General features: G+C 29.8%; 18 protein-coding genes. 17 read left to right on the top strand and 1 reads right to left on the bottom strand.

Annotated elements, in window-relative coordinates:
• The first annotated feature begins 116 nt into the window (after positions 1–116).
• The 9 genes from CLOBL_RS02190 (at position 117) to kduD (ending at position 9,542) form a co-directional block, all read left to right on the top strand.
• Positions 117–2,921, top strand: a complete 2,805-nt coding sequence (locus CLOBL_RS02190; RefSeq protein WP_077857498.1) for a sigma-54-dependent transcriptional regulator — start codon at positions 117–119, stop codon at positions 2,919–2,921.
• A gap of 446 nt (positions 2,922–3,367) precedes the next feature.
• Positions 3,368–3,790, top strand: a complete 423-nt coding sequence (locus CLOBL_RS02185; protein WP_077857497.1) for a mannose/fructose/sorbose PTS transporter subunit IIA — start codon at positions 3,368–3,370, stop codon at positions 3,788–3,790.
• An 80-nt stretch (positions 3,791–3,870) separates the two neighbouring features.
• On the top strand, positions 3,871–4,362 hold the full coding sequence (locus CLOBL_RS02180) for a mannose/fructose/sorbose PTS transporter subunit IIB (protein ID WP_077857496.1): 492 nt from the start codon (positions 3,871–3,873) through the stop codon (positions 4,360–4,362).
• Positions 4,363–4,421: 59 nt separating this feature from the next.
• Positions 4,422–5,216 carry a PTS mannose/fructose/sorbose transporter subunit IIC gene (locus tag CLOBL_RS02175; RefSeq protein WP_077857495.1) on the top strand — a complete coding sequence of 265 codons (795 nt, stop codon included), beginning with the start codon at positions 4,422–4,424 and terminating at the stop codon, positions 5,214–5,216.
• 22 nt (positions 5,217–5,238) lie between these two features.
• Positions 5,239–6,060, top strand: coding sequence for a PTS mannose transporter subunit IID (gene manZ / locus CLOBL_RS02170; RefSeq protein WP_077857494.1), 822 nt, complete (start codon positions 5,239–5,241; stop codon positions 6,058–6,060).
• 295 nt (positions 6,061–6,355) lie between these two features.
• Positions 6,356–6,973: a DeoR/GlpR transcriptional regulator gene (locus CLOBL_RS02165; protein ID WP_077857493.1), complete on the top strand. Its 618-nt coding sequence runs from the start codon at positions 6,356–6,358 to the stop codon at positions 6,971–6,973.
• A 23-nt stretch (positions 6,974–6,996) separates the two neighbouring features.
• The gene (locus CLOBL_RS02160; RefSeq protein ID WP_077857492.1) at positions 6,997–7,752 is read left to right on the top strand and encodes a DeoR/GlpR family DNA-binding transcription regulator; all 756 of its coding nucleotides are present in this window, start codon (positions 6,997–6,999) and stop codon (positions 7,750–7,752) included.
• Between the two features lie 36 nt (positions 7,753–7,788).
• On the top strand, positions 7,789–8,607 hold the full coding sequence (locus CLOBL_RS02155) for a Cof-type HAD-IIB family hydrolase (protein ID WP_077857490.1): 819 nt from the start codon (positions 7,789–7,791) through the stop codon (positions 8,605–8,607).
• A 152-nt stretch (positions 8,608–8,759) separates the two neighbouring features.
• Positions 8,760–9,542, top strand: a complete 783-nt coding sequence (gene kduD / locus CLOBL_RS02150; protein ID WP_077857489.1) for a 2-dehydro-3-deoxy-D-gluconate 5-dehydrogenase KduD — start codon at positions 8,760–8,762, stop codon at positions 9,540–9,542.
• 80 nt (positions 9,543–9,622) lie between these two features.
• Here kduD and CLOBL_RS02145 read toward each other — a convergent pair whose 3' ends face one another.
• Positions 9,623–10,420 carry an IclR family transcriptional regulator gene (locus CLOBL_RS02145; RefSeq protein ID WP_077857488.1) on the bottom strand — a complete coding sequence of 266 codons (798 nt, stop codon included), beginning with the start codon at positions 10,418–10,420 and terminating at the stop codon, positions 9,623–9,625.
• Between the two features lie 349 nt (positions 10,421–10,769).
• On the opposite strand from CLOBL_RS02145, the gene CLOBL_RS02140 reads away from it, so the two are divergent.
• The 8 genes from CLOBL_RS02140 to CLOBL_RS02105 all read left to right on the top strand — a co-directional run bounded on the left by CLOBL_RS02140 (position 10,770) and on the right by CLOBL_RS02105 (position 18,181).
• Positions 10,770–11,573, top strand: coding sequence for a gluconate 5-dehydrogenase (locus CLOBL_RS02140; protein WP_077857487.1), 804 nt, complete (start codon positions 10,770–10,772; stop codon positions 11,571–11,573).
• Between the two features lie 16 nt (positions 11,574–11,589).
• Positions 11,590–12,225: an RpiB/LacA/LacB family sugar-phosphate isomerase gene (locus CLOBL_RS02135; RefSeq protein WP_077857486.1), complete on the top strand. Its 636-nt coding sequence runs from the start codon at positions 11,590–11,592 to the stop codon at positions 12,223–12,225.
• 163 nt (positions 12,226–12,388) lie between these two features.
• Positions 12,389–13,339 (top strand): sugar kinase, encoded by a 951-nt coding sequence (locus CLOBL_RS02130; RefSeq protein ID WP_009168215.1) that lies wholly within the window; start codon positions 12,389–12,391, stop codon positions 13,337–13,339.
• A 116-nt stretch (positions 13,340–13,455) separates the two neighbouring features.
• Complete coding sequence (gene eda, locus CLOBL_RS02125; RefSeq protein ID WP_009168216.1) at positions 13,456–14,082, top strand: bifunctional 4-hydroxy-2-oxoglutarate aldolase/2-dehydro-3-deoxy-phosphogluconate aldolase; 627 nt, start codon at positions 13,456–13,458, stop codon at positions 14,080–14,082.
• 529 nt (positions 14,083–14,611) lie between these two features.
• Positions 14,612–15,313 carry a response regulator transcription factor gene (locus CLOBL_RS02120; RefSeq protein ID WP_077857485.1) on the top strand — a complete coding sequence of 234 codons (702 nt, stop codon included), beginning with the start codon at positions 14,612–14,614 and terminating at the stop codon, positions 15,311–15,313.
• Positions 15,314–15,474: 161 nt separating this feature from the next.
• Positions 15,475–16,395: an ATP-binding cassette domain-containing protein gene (locus CLOBL_RS02115; RefSeq protein ID WP_077857484.1), complete on the top strand. Its 921-nt coding sequence runs from the start codon at positions 15,475–15,477 to the stop codon at positions 16,393–16,395.
• Positions 16,388–17,155, top strand: a complete 768-nt coding sequence (locus tag CLOBL_RS02110; protein ID WP_077857483.1) for an ABC transporter permease — start codon at positions 16,388–16,390, stop codon at positions 17,153–17,155. The genes CLOBL_RS02115 and CLOBL_RS02110 overlap by 8 nt, the downstream gene beginning before the upstream one ends.
• 108 nt (positions 17,156–17,263) lie before the next feature.
• Positions 17,264–18,181, top strand: coding sequence for a HAMP domain-containing sensor histidine kinase (locus CLOBL_RS02105; RefSeq protein ID WP_077857482.1), 918 nt, complete (start codon positions 17,264–17,266; stop codon positions 18,179–18,181).
• The last annotated feature ends 132 nt before the right edge of the window (positions 18,182–18,313 follow it).

Genomic DNA, 18,313 nt, shown 5'->3' with positions numbered 1-18,313 from the left:
TATTTTTTTAGAAAGTCATATTTCCTAGTGAATTAATTAAAAATAGGAAACGGTGACACTAAATTCAATGATTAGAATAATTATTTTTTACTATGGCTCAAAGGAAGGTATAACATATGAAGCAAATTGAGAAAATTTATAATTATATATTATTAAAATCTAAAGAATTTACAAAAGAAAAATTATTAGAAGTTAAGGGATTTAGCGCACAACAAATTGGTGAGCATTTTGGGGTTTTAAGAAGCAATGTATCACGAGAATTAAACAATCTTTGCCGTGAAAAAAAAATAATTAAAATAAAAAATAGGCCTGTACTCTATTTTGAAAAAGAACAATTCATTAAATTATTAAATATAAAGGGTGCCTTTGATTATGAAGAAGGCATAGATATTAAGGACTTCATTGATACATCTGATGAAAAGAAGGATAGATCACCATTTAATTCCCTTATTGGTTTTAATAGAAGTTTAAAAAATCAAATTGAACAAGCTAAAGCAGCATTATTGTATCCTCCTAACGGACTTCATACATTGATAATTGGCGGCACAGGAGTCGGGAAAAGTTTGTTTGCCAATATGATGTATAAATACTATAAGAGCATTAAAGAATTGCCAGAAGATCCTCCTTTTATTATTTTTAATTGTGCGGATTATTGTAATAATCCACAACTGTTATTATCTCATATTTTTGGACATGTAAAAGGAGCATTTACTGGGGCAGAAAAAGAGAAAGAAGGTATAGTTGAAAAAGCCGATGGTGGAATTTTGTTTTTAGATGAAATTCATAGATTGCCCCCAGAAGGTCAAGAAATGGTTTTTTATTTTATGGATACTGCAACATATAATAAACTTGGAGAAACGGACAGACGCAGAAGAGCAAATGTATTGCTAATTGGGGCTACAACTGAGGACCCAAATTCTGCATTATTAAATACATTTATTAGAAGAATTCCTATAACAATAACAATACCAGCATTTGATGAAAGATCTATAGATGAAAAGTTAGAATTAGTCCAATATTTGTTTTCAAAAGAAGCCCAAAGAGTGAATAAAGCCATTAGGATTTCATCAGAAGCAATTAAAGCTTTAATAGGTAGTACTACATATGGAAATGTTGGACAATTAAAGTCAAATATACAGTTAGTATGTGCTAAGGGATTTTTTAATTCTGTAAATACAGATAAAAATATTGAGATAAATTTGACTTTATTACCTCCTAATATTAAAAGTGGAATATTAGCTTTTGGAAATCAAACAGGAGACAATACAACAATGTGGAATATGATGCCTAATAGCATTACTATACAACCTGATGGAAATAAAACATTTTTAGAAACGGATGATTATGAAACGCCATTTAACATTTACAGCATAATAGAAAATAAAACTTCATTATTAAAGGAGGAAGGACTTGATGATAATGAAATAAATAGTTTTATAACTACGGATATAAATATTCATTTAAAACAATTTTACGATAGGTTTAAAAATGATATTAACCGAAGGGAAGGACTATTGAAGATTGTAGATAAGGATATTATTGATTTTGCTGAGGAGATAAAAAAAATAGCGGAAACAAGATTGAATAGAAAATTAAATGAAAGATTTATTTATGCTACAAGTCTTCATTTTAGCGCTCTATTTAATCGTATCAAAAAAAATACTGTGTCACTTGAATCCAATATTACCTTATCAATTTCTGCTGAGAGTAATGAGTATAAAGTTGCTAAAGAAATTCATGAACTTATACAAAAAAATTTCAACCTTATTATACCAGATGTAGAAATTGAATATTTGGCTTTACTCCTAAGTTCAATACAGGAATCATCTCGTCAGGAGAGAGTGGGAATAGTTGTGGCTTCTCATGGAGCCAATATTGCTACGAGTATGGTTAGCTTAGCTAAAAAACTCTTCGAAGCAGATAACATTTTAGCGGTTGACATGCCGCTTGAAAGATCTCCAGCAGACATACTGGATACGGTTATTGAAAAAGTTAAACTGGTTGATGAAGGAAAAGGGGTATTACTTTTGGTAGATATGGGTTCACTAAATAGTTTTGGTGAAGTAATAAAAGAAAAGACAGGCATAGAAATAAAAAGTATTGATATGGTATCTACCCCCTTGGTTTTAGAGGCAGTTAGAAAATGTTCTGTTTGCGATGTGGATTTAAATTCAGTGTATTCATATTTACTTACAGATTTTAGAGGATATTCAAATAATATTTCTGAATGTATAACCAAAAACAAGAAGCAAAAAGAAAAAGTTATAGTTACAGTTTGTTCTACAGGAAAAGGTGCAGCGCTTAAACTTAAAGTATTAGTTGAAAATGTTATAAGGAATATAAGTACTGAAAAGATTAATGTTGTTTCACTAGGAGTGAAAAATTTAAAAGATAGCATTACTCATATTTCTAAGGAAAGCAATATTTTAGCTGTTATAGGAATTGTTAATCCAAAGCTTGGAATACCATTTATATCAATAGAGCAATTAATTGATGGAAGTGGAGAAAATACTTTAGTAAGTATTCTAGAGGGGAAAAATATTAAGCCTGTTGAAAGTAAAGGAAACAAACAGGTGATTTTTAAAGATCTCTGTATACAAAATCTTTCGGAAATCATAACATTTCTTAATCCAAAGAAAATTTATTCATTATTAGATGAATTTTTGCATTTGATTGAGAAATCATTAAATATAAGTTTCCACAATTCAGCTAAGTTAAGAATTATGTTTCATGTCGCATGTGCATTAGAAAGAATGATTCGAAATAATGGACTAGTTTATGATGAAGAAAATATAAATTTTGATGAAAAAACTATTCGGGCATTAAAGGAAGCTAGTTTGCTTTTTAAAGATGCGTTATCAATAAAATTAACGGATGATGAAATATATTTTATAGCAGATATCATAAAAATGACAGATTAGTATTGAATAAAATAGAAACAAAAATATTTTAAAGGAGTTATGTTTAGGTTGATAATTATTTAATAAAAATAGCCAGCGAAGAGTTAAGTATAAAAATAGTATGAGTATTGAAAGTACTCATAATTTTTATACTTAACTTTTCATTACTTAACGATAAATTATTTTGAGTAAATATATTTTTAGAAAGTATAAACTATTATTTTATGTATTAAGCCTAAAAGAGTGTGTGAATTAAAGTGAGAATTTACATATAACTGTGTTAAACGTAAATATAAGAGTGTAAATCTAGAAACCACAGTGTAGTCTATAAAAATATAATTTTTTAAGGTATTGAAAATAAAGTTCTATACTGCAATGTATATATTTACACTCTTTCTTGGCATGGCAATTGCTATTAAAAAAGGTATAAAAAATAATATATGTACTAATGGAAGGATGATGCAATAATGATCTCAGTAATAATAGGCACTCATGGCATGTTTTCAGAAGAAATTCTTAAATCTGCAGAAATGATTTTTGGAACTCAGGAAAATGTGGGCGCTGTTACATTTAAACCGGGCGAGGGAGTGGAAGCCTTAGTAGAAAAATATAATATGCTCATAAAGAAAATGGATTCTAATGACGGTGTTTTATTTATGGTTGATCTTTTTGGAGGTAGTCCATTTAATGCGGCTAGTTTGATTGCAGTAAAGAATGAGAATATGGAAATAGTTACGGGTGTGAATCTTCCAATGATTTTAGAGGTATTAGGAAGTAGAGAACTTTTATCTATGTCAGAGCTGCTAAAAGTAGCAACGGATTCAGGAAAAGACGCTATAAAAACTTTATCTAAAAATTTTCAAGAGAATATGAATGATGAATTGATATAAATGCTTAGTGCAAAAAATTACATGTAAATATATATGTAACTCAATATAAAAGAAAAAAGAGATATGAAGGAGATATAGTTATGGAAATTAGTTTTGTAAGAATAGACGATAGGTTAATTCATGGACAGGTTGCAACAGTTTGGACAAAGGAAAGTGGCTGCAATAGAATAATGGCTGTAAGTGATGAGGTTGCAGCTGATAGCTTGAGGAAGCAATTAGTAATTCAAGTAGCACCTCCTGGAATAAAAGCATATGTAATTCCAGTAGCAAAAGCAATAGAAGCATATAAAGATCCTAAGTTTAATAGCTTTAAAACTTTATTTTTATTCACAAATCCAACAGATGTACTTAGGATGGTTGAAGGTGGAGTTGACATTAAATCTGTAAACGTTGGCGGTATGTGTTATAAGGACGGTACAAAGCAAATCACAAATGCATTATGTATGAGTAATGAGGATATTCAATCATTCAAAAAGCTTCATGAAAAAGGTATTGAATTAGAAGTAAGAAAATTAGCCAAAGACACTAAAATCGACTTAATGGATAGACTTAAGGAATTAAAACTTATATAGATATATAAATAATAGTTTATATATATTTTTAAATTTTTAAGAAAGAGGGGAATTTATAAATGAGCACTTTACAATTAATTTTATTAGTAATAGTTGCAGCAGTTGCTGGTATGGCTAGTGTATTGGACGAAGCACAATTCCATAGACCACTAATTGCATGTACATTAGTTGGACTTGTATTAGGAGATATTAAAACAGGAATTATATTAGGTGGAACACTTGAAATGTTAGCACTTGGATGGATGAATGTTGGTGCGGCAATGGCACCAGATGCAGCTCTTGCAAGTGTAATATCAGCAATTCTTGTAATCGTTGGAAAGCAATCGATTGGAGCAGGTATTGCAGTCGCGGTGCCAATAGCAGCAGCAGGACAAGTATTAACTATATTTGTAAGAACAATAACAGTATTTTTCCAACATTTAGCTGATAAGTATGCTGAAGCTGGTAATACAAGAGGGATTGAAATGTGTCATATCTTAGGTTTATCACTTCAAGGAATACGTGTGGCTGTCCCAGCTGCTATTGTAGGAGTTCTTGCAGGTACAGATGCTGTAAATGCAGCACTTGCAGCTATACCAACAGTAATTACAAGAGGACTTCAAGTATCTGGTGGATTTATTGTAGTTGTTGGGTATGCAATGGTTATTAATATGATGAAGAGTAAATCACTAATGCCATTTTTCTTTATCGGATTCTTAATAGCAGCATTCACTAACTTTAACTTAATTGGTTTTGGTGCTGTAGGTGTAATTGCAGCAATATTCCATATTAAATCAATAGCTAATGAAGGAAAAGTAGTAGTGGCAACAGCTGGTAATAGTATAGATGATGTTGATGATTCAGATTTAATGTAAAATACAGAAGGAGGATACAACAATGAGTCAGAAAAAATTAGATAGAAGTGATTTAGTAAAAATGTTCATCCGTTCAAATTTCCTTTTAGGTTCATTTAATTTTGAAAGAATGCAGTCTGTAGGATTTTGCGTATCATTAATACCTGCATTAAAGAAATTGTATAAGGGCGATGAATTAAAAGCAGCACTTAAAAGACATCTGGAATTCTTTAATACACATCCATATGTGGCTAAACCAATTATGGGAATAACAGCAGCAATGGAGGAACAAAAGGCAAATGGAGCCGATATTGATGAGGCATCAATAAGTGGTGTAAAAATAGGGCTTATGGGGCCTCTTGCGGGAGTTGGAGATCCAATATTTTGGGGAACAGTAAGGCCGGTGCTTGCAGCTTTAGGTGCAGGATTTGCACTTACTGGAAGTATTATTGGACCATTAATTTTCTTCCTAGTATTTAATGCAATAAGACTTTCAATAAACTGGTATGGAATATTTTATGGTTATGAAAAAGGTACTCAGTTGGTTTCTGACATGTCAGGAAATAAATTAAGGTATCTTACTGAAGGCTCTTCAGTACTTGGATTATTGGTTATAGGTGGTCTTGTTTCAAAATGGACAACTGTCAATATACCATTTGTAATTTCTAGGTATACAGGGCAAGATGGTAAAGAAGTTGTTACAACTGTTCAAAGTGTATTAGACAGCTTAATGCCAGGATTAGTTCCTCTTCTACTAACATTCTTGTGTATGTATCTATTAAAGAAAAAAGTTAATCCATTATTAATCATATTTGGATTATTTGCAGTAGGTATTTTAGGAGTTGCGTCTGGAATATTACAATAATTTTTAGATAAATATTATTATTTGAAATATTATATTGCTAGAACAGCAGCTTCATTTTTGTATAAAATATAATCAATAAAAATAAGTGAATTATAAGAACTTTGCATGAAAACCGAATTGTGCAAGGTTCTTGTTTTTTATCCTTTTAAAAATTATATTAAGGTTAAACCTGTAGATATTTAATTCTAGTTTAATAAAATTAAATATTATAAAAAAGTAATTTGCTTAAATATACTTAAATATATTGAATAAGTACTTAAAAATACTTATAATAATTTTAGAGGAGGAGATTTATATGGTAAAAGAAGAGGTATGTAAAAAATCAAATAATGATGTAATTCTTCCATATAGGGAAAGATTATATGTAAATACTACAGAAAAGAAAAAAATAGTAGAAAAAGCTATGAATTTTATTCACGATAATGGAAAATACTTTTTTGATGTTTCTACTAGTGTTCAATTTCTTGCACAAGAGTTAAATAAAAATGTTATTGTATTCACTCATTCTCTAGATAATTTTAAGATACTTTCAGAAAAGTCAAATGTATTAGTAAATTTAATTTCTGGAGAATTTAATGTTAGGAATCGTTTTTTTTATAGAGAAGATTATGAAAAGTATTTAAATGGAGTAGAGTTTGATTCAGCATTTTTAGGCGCCGGAGCTATAAGAAGTGATGGCATTTATTATGAAAATGAAGAAGATGCTTTTATTAAAAGAGAAGTTGTAAAAAGGTCAAAGAAAGTAATTTTGCTTGCAGAACATCAAAAATATGAAAAGACTGCTAAATATAAAGGGTTAGATTTGGAACAAGCAAATATCATTATTGTTGATCCTATCGCAATTTCTTTATTTATATATATTATAGCATCGCAAAATATTAAAATTAATCCTAATAGCTTGGTAATCATATAGATTTAAGAAGTAGGTGATCAAAAATGTATCAAGAAGAAAGACTTTTGAAAATATTAGAGCATTTAAATGAACATAACTATATGTCTATTCATGATATTTGTAAAATGTTTAATGTATCGAGAGATACTGCACGACGTGATATAGTGAAACTCATAAGTGAGGGAACAGCAGTTAGAACTCATGGAGGAATCAGCTTACCGGTTTTACAAGATACTATTAAAGCATATAGGGAGAGAATAGAAGCTTATTCAGAAGAAAAGAAAAATATTGCCCAAAAAGCAATGGAGTTTATTAAGGAAGACAAACATTATTTTTTTGATGTTTCTACAACTATAAGCTTTTTAGCCCAAAAAATAGATAAACCTATTTGGGTATTAACACATTCATTAGATAACATTGAAATACTTTCTGAGAAAAATGAGGTAGATGTGCAATCTATTGGTGGAAGCCTAAATAAAAAAAATAGATTCTTTTATAAATTAGACTGCGCAAATTATCTTGAGGGTATAAGATTTGACATTGCAATTTTAGGTGCAGCTTCAATAACAGAAGATGGAATATATTATGTAGACCAAGAAGATGCATCAATTAAACAAGCAGCTATTAAAAAATCCAATTTAGTTATTGTTCTTGCTGAATATGAAAAATTTAAAACTTTAAGTTACTACAAGGGAGTAAATTGGAATCAAATTGATGTAATTATTACTAATAAAATGCCACCTTCTGTATTTATAGATATTATAGAGTCAAATGATATTAATCTTATAGTTACAAATTAAAAATAGAAAATTTAAATATATGGAGGAGTTGAATTTATGAATAACTTTAAAATGGTGTGCCTAGATATTGATGGAACTTTGTTAAACTCTAACCATCAAATTAGTGAAAATGTCAAAGATGCAATTAGTGCGGTGGTAAACAAAATGAACATACCTGTAATATTAGTTTCAGCTAGAATGCCAAAAGGTATAACATTTTTGCAAAAGGAACTTAAAATAGAACAGCCAATTATTTGTTATAGTGGAGCTTTAATTTTAGATAAGGACAAGACAGTGTTAGATAAGAAATTTATAAATGTATGGGATCTTGAAAAAGTATATAGATTAGCTAAAAATTATAATATACACATGAGTCTATATAAAGATGATGAATGGTATATAGAAGAAATGGATAATTGGGCAAAACAAGAAAGTGATATAACAAATATTATACCTAAAATATCTGATTTTAAAGAGCTAATAGAGCTATGGAAAAAAGAAAAGACAGGACCCAATAAAATTTTATGTATGGCTAATCCAGATGAAATAATTAAACTGAAGGAAAATATTAAGGTAGATGACTTAAATTTATACCTATCAAAGCCAACATATTTAGAAATTATGCAAGGCACGGTATCTAAAACAACTGCTATAAATTATTTGCAAAAAATGTTTAATGCAGCTAAAGAAGAGATAATAACTATGGGAGATAATTATAACGATATAGATATGCTAAAGTATTCAGGACTTGGAATAGCAATGGGAAATGCTCCAGAAGACGTGAAAAGATATGCAGACTGTGTGACTTCAACAAATGACGAAGATGGTGTTGCGGAGGCATTAAAGAAATATATTTTGTTATCTGATACCCTTTAGACTTGAGGTTTTCCAGAATAGTGTCATTGACAATTATTAAGTATGCTATTAAAATTAATTTATAAAAATGAAACTTAGTTTCATAATACGGAACAATAACTATATCTAATAGTTAAGAAGAAATATTAAATTAATATGGAGGCAAAGCAAAAATGGCAAACTTTTTAAATGAATTTTCAATGGATTTTTTTAGATTAGATGGAAAAGTAGCAATAGTTACAGGTGGAAATACAGGACTTGGACAGGCGTATTCAGCAGCTCTAGCCAAAGCAGGTGCAGATTTAGTAATCACAACTCATGGAACCAATTGGAGTGAAACAAAAGAATTAATAGAGAACATGGGTAGAAAAGTTGTATTTGTACAAGCTGACTTGACTAAAAAAGAAGATAGGCAAAATATAATAGAAGTTAGTATGAAAGAGTTTGGGAAAATAGATATACTAGTAAATAATGCAGGAACTATAAAGAGAGCTCCACTCCTTGAATATGATGAAGAGGACTGGAATGCAGTAATGGATATTAATTTAAATGCAGTATATTTCTTAAGCCAGGAGGCAGCAAAGATAATGGCCAAACAAGGTTCAGGAAAAATAATTAATATTGCGTCAATGTTAACCTTCCAAGGCGGTAAATTTGTACCACCATATACAGCAAGTAAACATGGAGTAGCTGGTATAACGAAGGCATTTGCTAATGAGCTGGCTTGCAAAAACATTCAAATAAATGCTATAGCACCAGGATATATAAAAACAGCAAACACAGCGCCAATACGAGAAGATGAAAAGAGAAATAAGGAAATACTTGATAGAATTCCAGCAGAAAAATGGGCTGAGCCATTTGACTTAATGGGGGCAGTGGTATTTTTAGCGAGCAGGGCTTCAGATTATGTTAATGGACATATTCTAGCAGTTGATGGTGGATGGTTAGTAAGGTAACAAAGAAAAATTAAAAATAACCATAAGTCCGACTAATGGACTTATGGTTATTTTAGGTTACCCTAAAAAAGTTAATGAACTTAAGATGGTATGTACCCCATTAATTTACTAATATCCTTAGCGATTTGCATAAATTCATCTTTATATTTCAATAAATCATCCAAGGTATTAAAGAGAGTTACTGAAGAAAGGCTTGTAGCTGCAATTATTTTATTAGTTCTATCAAAGATAGGTACAGCTATACAGATAACTCCAGTATCATATTCAATATTATCAAGAGAATATTGATTTTTTCGTATTTCATGAATTTCATTAAAGAACGTATCTAAGTCAGTTATTGTATTTTCAGCATATTTAACAAGCTCTGTATCTTTTAATAGCTCTCTTATTTTATCATCAGAAAATTGAGATAATAATAATTTACCGGAAGCTGTACAATAAGTTGGAGCTTTTTTCCCTATGCTCGAAGACATTACTATATTTCTACTTGTATTTTCAGAGGATACCTTATCTACGTAAATTATATTAGAGTATGATTCATCTGGAATACAAAGATGTATAACTTCATCAACTTTATTTGCAAATTCATATAAATATGGTTTAGCAATATTTATCAAATCCATGCTGTTAATTATTGAAGAGGAGAGATTAAGTAATTTCACTCCAAGCTGATATTTGTCATTTTCTTTATTTTGAGTAACATATTCTTTATATTTCAAAGTTGATATTATTCTATGTATAGTGCTTTTGCTTAAACCTAAGTTTTTTGATAATTCCCCAATTCCAATACCTTTTGGATATTCTGATAAACAATCAAGTATGTCTATAGCACGCTCTACTGATTGAACCAAATTAGAATTGTTTAAATCTTGAGACATATTAAATCCTCCTACATAATTTTGTCTTTATAGTATATTGTAATCGCTAATATATATTTTAACAAATAAAAAATTTTAGGTATTTTTAGGCATGCATCATTGACAAGTGGAAATAGGAATATTAAAATAATATTAGGAAAGTGAAACATCATTCCACAATACGGAACGAATGGGTTTGAATTATATTAATATATAACTTCACTTTGATAAAATAATAATTACATGTTTTGTATATTAAATATGGTATAGTTAAAGATTTAATTTGACCTTATCAAGTCAAAAAATAAGTCCTGTCTATTATGCTTGATATGGTTAAAGTTTAAAATAATAATTTGAGGAGGAACATATTATGGATATAATCAAAAATTTTTCATTAGAAGGTAAAATAGCATTAGTAACAGGTGCATCATATGGTATTGGATTTGCTATAGCAAAATCTTATGGAGAAGCAGGAGCTACAATAGTATTTAACGATATTAATCAAGAATTAGTTTATAAAGGGTTAAAGGCATATGAAGAAGCAGGTTTAAAAGCATATGGTTATGTATGTGATGTTACAGATGAGGAAGCAGTACAAGCATTAGTTGCAAAGATAGAAAAGGAAGTTGGAGTTATTGATATTCTTGTAAATAATGCAGGTATAATCAAACGTATTCCAATGCTTGAAATGAAGGCAGAAGATTTCAGAAAAGTTATAGATGTAGATTTAAATGCTCCATTTATAGTTTCTAAAGCAGTAATTCCTGGAATGATTAAAAAGGGACATGGAAAAATAATCAACATCTGTTCTATGATGAGTGAACTCGGAAGAGAAACAGTTTCAGCTTATGCAGCAGCTAAGGGTGGACTTAAGATGTTAACAAGAAACATTGCATCTGAATATGGTGAATATAACATCCAATGTAACGGAATTGGACCTGGTTATATAGAAACACCACAAACTGCTCCATTAAGAGAACTTCAACCAGATGGTTCAAGACATCCATTTGATCAATTTATAATTGCAAAAACTCCAGCAGCACGTTGGGGAACAGCAGAAGATTTAACAGGACCAGCTATATTCTTAGCATCTAATGCATCAGACTTTGTAAATGGTCATGTATTATATGTAGACGGTGGAATCCTAGCTTACATTGGAAAACAACCACAATAATTGAGAGGTAATAAAAATGAAGATTGCTTTAATTAATGAAAACAGCCAAGCAGCGAAAAATGAGCTTATATATGAGACCCTTAAAAAGGTAGTAGAGCCAAAAGGGCATGAAGTATTCAATTATGGAATGTACAGTGCAGAAGATAGCGCACAATTAACATACGTTCAAAATGGTATCTTAGCAGCTATTCTTTTAAATTCAGGAGCAGCTGATTATGTAGTTACTGGATGCGGAACAGGTGAAGGTGCAATGCTTGCATGTAACTCATTCCCAGGAGTATTATGTGGTCACATAGTAGATCCATCAGATGCTTATATGTTTGCACAAATCAATGATGGAAATGCAATAGCATTACCGTTTGCAAAAGGATTTGGATGGGGAGCAGAGCTAAACTTAGAATATATCTTTGAAAAGTTATTTCAAGGAGAAAGTGGTCAAGGATATCCAAAGGAAAGAGTTGTTCCAGAGCAAAGAAACAAAAAGATACTAGATGAGGTTAAGAAAATAACACATAGAGATATGGTTACAATTTTAAAGGAAATAGATCAGGATTTACTAAAAGGTGCTGTAAGCGGAGAAAAATTCAAAGAGTATTTCTTTAATAATTGTAAATGTAAGGAAATAGAAGAGTATATTAAAAGTATATTGTAATAGTATTATAATAAAAAATTAATATATAAAAATATGAAAGGACTAGACTTAGTAAATTACATCAATCTAGTTCTTTCATATTAGGAAAAAGTACAGATACATGTTAAAATTAGACTTGTATTTTATACAGAAGAAGAGTAAATTTTATTAGGAGGTATTATCAATGCTAGATGTAATTACTATAGGGGATGCAATGATTGCAATGTGCCCTCAGGAGAAAGGCCCAATAATATTCTGTGATACGTTTAAAAGGAAAACTGGTGGAGCGGAATTAAATGTAGCAATAGGATGTGCGAGATTAGGATTAAAATCAGGCTGGATAAGCAGACTTGGTAATGATGATTTCGGGAAGTACATATTAAAAACTGTAAGAGGAGAGGGCATTGACACTTCAGAAGTTGAACTTGTAGATGGACATCCAACTTCAGTTTATTTTAGAGAAGTTTTATCTGATGGATCTAGCAGATCATTTTATTATAGAGAAAATTCACCAACAAGCACGATGAAAAGTGAAGAATTAAATGAAGAATATTTTAAGCAGTCAAAAGTACTTCATATTACCGGTGTATTTCCATCTATAACTAAAAATAATCAGGAAATTATATTAGAAGCAGTAAAATTAGCAAAGAAACACAATTTAACTGTATCTTTTGATCCTAATATAAGATTAAAAATGTGGACAAAGGAAGAAGCAAAGGCATATATAGAAAAATTACTTCCTGATGTTGATATTCTTCTTGTTGGAGATGAAGAAATCGAAATTCTACTAGGAGAAACAACTATAGAAGATGCAATAAAAACATTCCATGGTTATGGAATAGACAAAGTTATTGTTAAAAAAGGAGCTAAAGGAGCACTAGGTTCAGATGGCAAGAATGTATATGAAGTAGAAGCTATTAAACCTAAAGCTTTAGTTGACACTGTAGGTGCGGGAGATGGATTTGCAGCAGGATTTTTAACAGCATTCTGTGAAGGTAAAACTTTAGAAGAATGTGTTAAGTTTGCAAATGCAGTTGGCTCTTTAGTTGTAGGTGTAGAAGGCGATAATGAAGGATTACCTAACTATGAAGATGTATTAGTACATTTAGGACAAGCGAAAAAAATAGAGCGCTAAATTCAGTTGATATTTAACAATTAATAAGTAACTCAAGGCTTAAGGAAACTTTATTATTCATTGTTAACTAGAATTGAAAATATATATTAAAATTTAAATTTAAATGAGGTGTAAGAATGTTTGAAAAAATTTATAACACATTAAAAGAAGAAAAAGCAGTAGCAGTTGTTAGAACTAAGACATATGATGAGGCGAAAGAAATAAGTATCGCTGCTATTAAAGGCGGAATGAAGATTATAGAAGTAACTATGAGTGTACCAGATGCACCTAAGTTAATAAAAGAATTAAAAGAAGAATATAAGGATGCTTGTGTTGGAGCTGGAACTGTATTAAGTACAGAAGCAGCAGATGCATGTATTGAAAATGGTGCTGATTTTATTGTTTCTCCATGTGTAGATGAAGAAGTTATAACTCATATAATTGCTAAAAAAGCATTAGTAATTCCAGGATTAATGACAATGTCAGAATTAAATAAAGTTTATAAATTAGGTTTAAGATTTATAAAAGTATTCCCAGGAAATGTTGTAGGAAAAGGTTTCATAGGTGGAGCAAAATCAATATTCCCAGACCTTAACATAATGCCTACTGGTGGAGTAAATAAAGATAATATAACTGAATGGATTACTACAGGAGCAGATTGTAGCGGAATTGGTAGTGATTTAAATAAAGCATACAAAAATGGTGGTGCTGCAGGAGTAACAGAATACTGTGCAGAAGTTATGAGCAAAGTAAAAAGTTTATAATTCATATAAACCTTATACTTAAGCGTATATGAATCGAAAAGAAATACATGTTTATTACGTAGGACTATGAAATTTTCACTGGGAAGTTCTAAACTGAAGCTTGTATCCATTTCTGCATGTTCCTGAAGCAAGTTCAGGACAAGCAGAAATAGAACAAGCTCCAATTAAGAACTTCCACAGCTTAATTTCAAATGCCTACTCCACAAACATGTATTTCTTTTCTTTGTCTGCATATAAGCTTAAGTAAATGTTGAGCATATATTTCGAATTGTAAGTCGGATGTCCATATAAATTTAAATAAAATATCCACATGAATACTATAAGAAATTATAATTCATGTGGATATTTTTATTTTATAGTTTATTTTTTATAAACATTGTTTTGAATTAATAATTATTTAAGAATTACCATTAGATAATATAGTATAATTTTTACATGAAATATAATTAAAGGATAATAATGAGTTTATTTGGTATTAAGCTAAAGATAAATATTAAAAGTAACTATGAAGATTTTAATGGAGGAAGTTATGGATAAGAGAGCTAAAATTTTAGTAGTGGAAGATGAGAATGACATTAATAATTTGCTTTGCAGTATTCTTGAGAGAAAGGGATATAGAGCCAGAGCTGCTTTCTCTGGAACAGAAGCTTTAATGTGCATTGAAAATGAGAGGTGGAAGATGATTTTATTGGATTTGATGATTCCAGGAATCAGTGGAGAGGAAGTCATTCTAAAAATCAGGGAAATAACAAAGGCTCCAATAATTGTTGTAAGTGCAAAGACTTCTAAAAAAACCAAGTTAGAGCTATTGGAGAAAGGTGCTGATGATTTTATTTGCAAGCCTTTTGATCCAGATGAAGTAATTGCAAGAGTTAATTCTAATTTAAGAAGATATTTAGAATTTTCTTCAGCGGAAGAAAAGAAAGGTAATATTATAAGTTATAAAGACATTAGTTTAGATACGGAAAGTAAGGAAGTAAAAGTGGGAAAAGTTATTATCACGCTGACCTCAAGAGAGTTTGCAATATTGGAGTTGTTATTGAGGAATCCTAGTAAGGTGTATAGTAAAGCTAATATTTTTGAAAGTATTTGGGGAGAGGAATACTTAGGAGATGATAATACTGTGAATGTACATATGAGCAGATTAAGAAATAAATTATCAAAGGCAGGTAATAATGGACAAGACTACATAGAAACAATTTGGGCAATGGGATATAGGTTGAAAAAGTAATAAGTGAGGCGCATTTAATATTCCAAATAATTTGTATAAAAATATGTATTTAGAGAAATAGATTTCAATAATAAATTTAAGGTTTTTGAAATACTTTAGCAAAGTTTTCTTAAGTGCCATTGTTTATTATAAGAGCGTAACGAAGAAAGGAGTAATAAACAATGAATGAATATATAGTTAAAGCAGATGATATTACCAAAATATGCAATAGAAAGAAAGTATTAGATAATATATCTATAAAGATAAAAAAAGGTGATATATATGGTTTTATAGGTAAAAACGGAGCTGGAAAGACGACTATGATAAGAGTAATTACTGGGCTTGCTGCACCAAATGAAGGACAAGTTCAGTTATTTGGACATAGTGATGAAAAGGAGCTTGTAAAGCAAAGAAGCAGGATGGGTACATTAATAGACTCGGCAGCAATATATCTTAATATGACTGCAAAGGAAAACCTTGAGCTTATTAGAATTCAAAGAGGAATTCCAGGAACAAAATGTATTGATGAAGCTTTAAAGTCAGTAGGACTTAATGATATTGAAAAAAAGAAAACCAAAAACTTCTCATTGGGAATGAAACAAAGGTTAGGTATTGCAATGGCATTGCTAAGTGACCCGGAAGTTTTGATTTTAGACGAGCCTATCAATGGAGTAGATCCAGTTGGAATAAAAGAAATAAGAGAACTTTTACTTAAATTAAATAAAGAAAGAGGAACAACAATTCTAATATCAAGTCATATATTGACTGAACTTACTCAAATTTGTAACATATATGCTTTTATTAATGATGGAAAATTAATTGAAGAAATAACTGCGAGTGAGCTAGCAGATAAATCTAGGAATTACCTTCATTTAAAAGTAAAGGATTCTTCAGATGTTTCGCTTATTTTAGAAAATGAACTTGGAATAAAAGATTACGAAGTTTTCCCAGATAATATTATAAGAATATATGATGAATTTGATGGAGAAAAAATTACGCTGGCTTTAGCTAAACATGGCATAGGGGTTAAAGAAATAATGCAGATGGGTGAATCTTTAGAAGATTATTTCTTTAAATTAGTTGGAGGTAAATGTAATGATTAATTTAATTAGAGGAGAATTTTATAAGTTAAGGAAAAGTAAATATTTCATTGGAATGATAACTTTAGCATTTGCGTTTGGATTTTTACTCATGATTTTTTGGGATCATGAGAGAGAAATGAATCGAAGTTATGAAGGTGCTATATTAAATGGAGCATATGTTTTAACAGATGGGGATGGGTTTGGGGATATCATGTTAGGAAATTTTCTCTTTGCACTCCTTGCCTCAGGATTTATAGTAAAAGATTTTAAAAGTAGTAATATAACTAAGAGTTTTGTTTATGGATATAAAAGAACTCAAGTATTGTTGAGTAAAATTCTTGTGACAATGCTATTTTCTTTGCTTTTAGAAATAATATATATATCGGTTTTAGTCAGTTATGTTTCATTGATACACGGTTTTTGTGATTCCTTGAATCTGGATACTATTTTAGCATTAGTTAGAACAATTATTCTTGGAATAATGTATAATTTAGCGACAATATCAATAATCTTTATGACAGCTATAATAACGAAGAGTAATTTTTGTACAATCGTTGCACCTTTTGTATTAATTATCTCATTTCAGTATGCTTTTCCAAATGGTAAATATCCATATGTTTCGCATATGTTGTCCTATTTACCTTATATAGCAGGAATTCATGCAATGGTGAGATTTGCATCTCTATTTGAAATTATTAAATGTATAATATCATCAATCATAACTTTTATAATAACAATTGGAGGAAGCATCTTATTTGTAAAATATGAGGATATTAAATAACTAAAAAATTATATTAGGCACATGAAAATAAATAACGAGTCCAAAATAGCCTTGCAAGCGGACTTGTTATTTATTTGATAGTGCCTTAGATGAATCAGGAGATATGAAATGTATTTATTTATTGCTATTTTATCAATGCTAATTATACTTGTAATAATTATGAATATTAAGCTGTTTTTTTATAAGAAGCAGATACGAGATATTACAATTCAAATTAAGGAATTTAGAAAGAGAAAAACAAATAGGAAGGTTAATATTAAAATAGCAGATAAAAACATAGAAGGCTTAGCTTTTGAGATTAATGAATATTTAGAACTTTATAAGAGAAATGAACAGGAAAAAATAATGGTTAAAAATACTTTGAAGCAAGGAATAGCCAATATGTCGCATGATTTAAGAACTCCATTGACATCAATAATAGGATATTTAAGGTTACTTGAAAATGACGAGATAGATAGGGAAACTGCGTTAAATGTACTCAGGAATAAAACGGATAAGCTAAATGTACTTATAAATGACTTTTTTGAATTAGCATACATAGAAAGTGATGATTATGAATTACACATGACAAAGATAAATTTAACCAATATAGTACGTGAAGAGCTTCTATCTTTTTATGAAGTGTTTGAAAGTAAAGGAGTTAATCCTAAGATAAATATTTTAAATAGCCCAATCTTTATAATGGGAGATGAAGATAGTTTAGAGCGAATAATAGATAATTTACTTTCAAATACATTAAAGTATGCTGAAGGAGATATTGAAATAAATTTAGAAGAAGTTAAAAATGAAGCTGTTTTTAAAATCTCAAATATATGTACAAATATGAACCAGGAAGATATATTACATATGTTTGATAGATTTTACATGGCAGATCAGGTGAGAAAAGGACAAGGAACAGGACTTGGACTATCAATTGTCAAAAGTTTAATGGAAAAAATGAATGGTAATATAATAGCAAATCTTGAAGAAAATAATATTTCACTAATATGTGAATGGAAAGCTATAGATATCCAGAATAGGAACTAGGCTTATAACTTAGAACTAATATTTTTATAGATTAAGGCAATAACTAAAGCAGTGACAAGTTGCAAATTACAAGGAATAAATCAAGTCCCTAATTTGTTTAGCTATAAAATAATATGATATTATTAAATAAGT

The sequence above is a fragment of the Clostridium sp. BL-8 genome, assembly GCF_002006495.1.
Taxonomy (GTDB): domain Bacteria; phylum Bacillota; class Clostridia; order Clostridiales; family Clostridiaceae; genus Clostridium.
The sequence above is the reverse complement of the archived record's forward strand: the minus strand, read 5'-3'. Positions and strand labels throughout refer to the sequence as shown.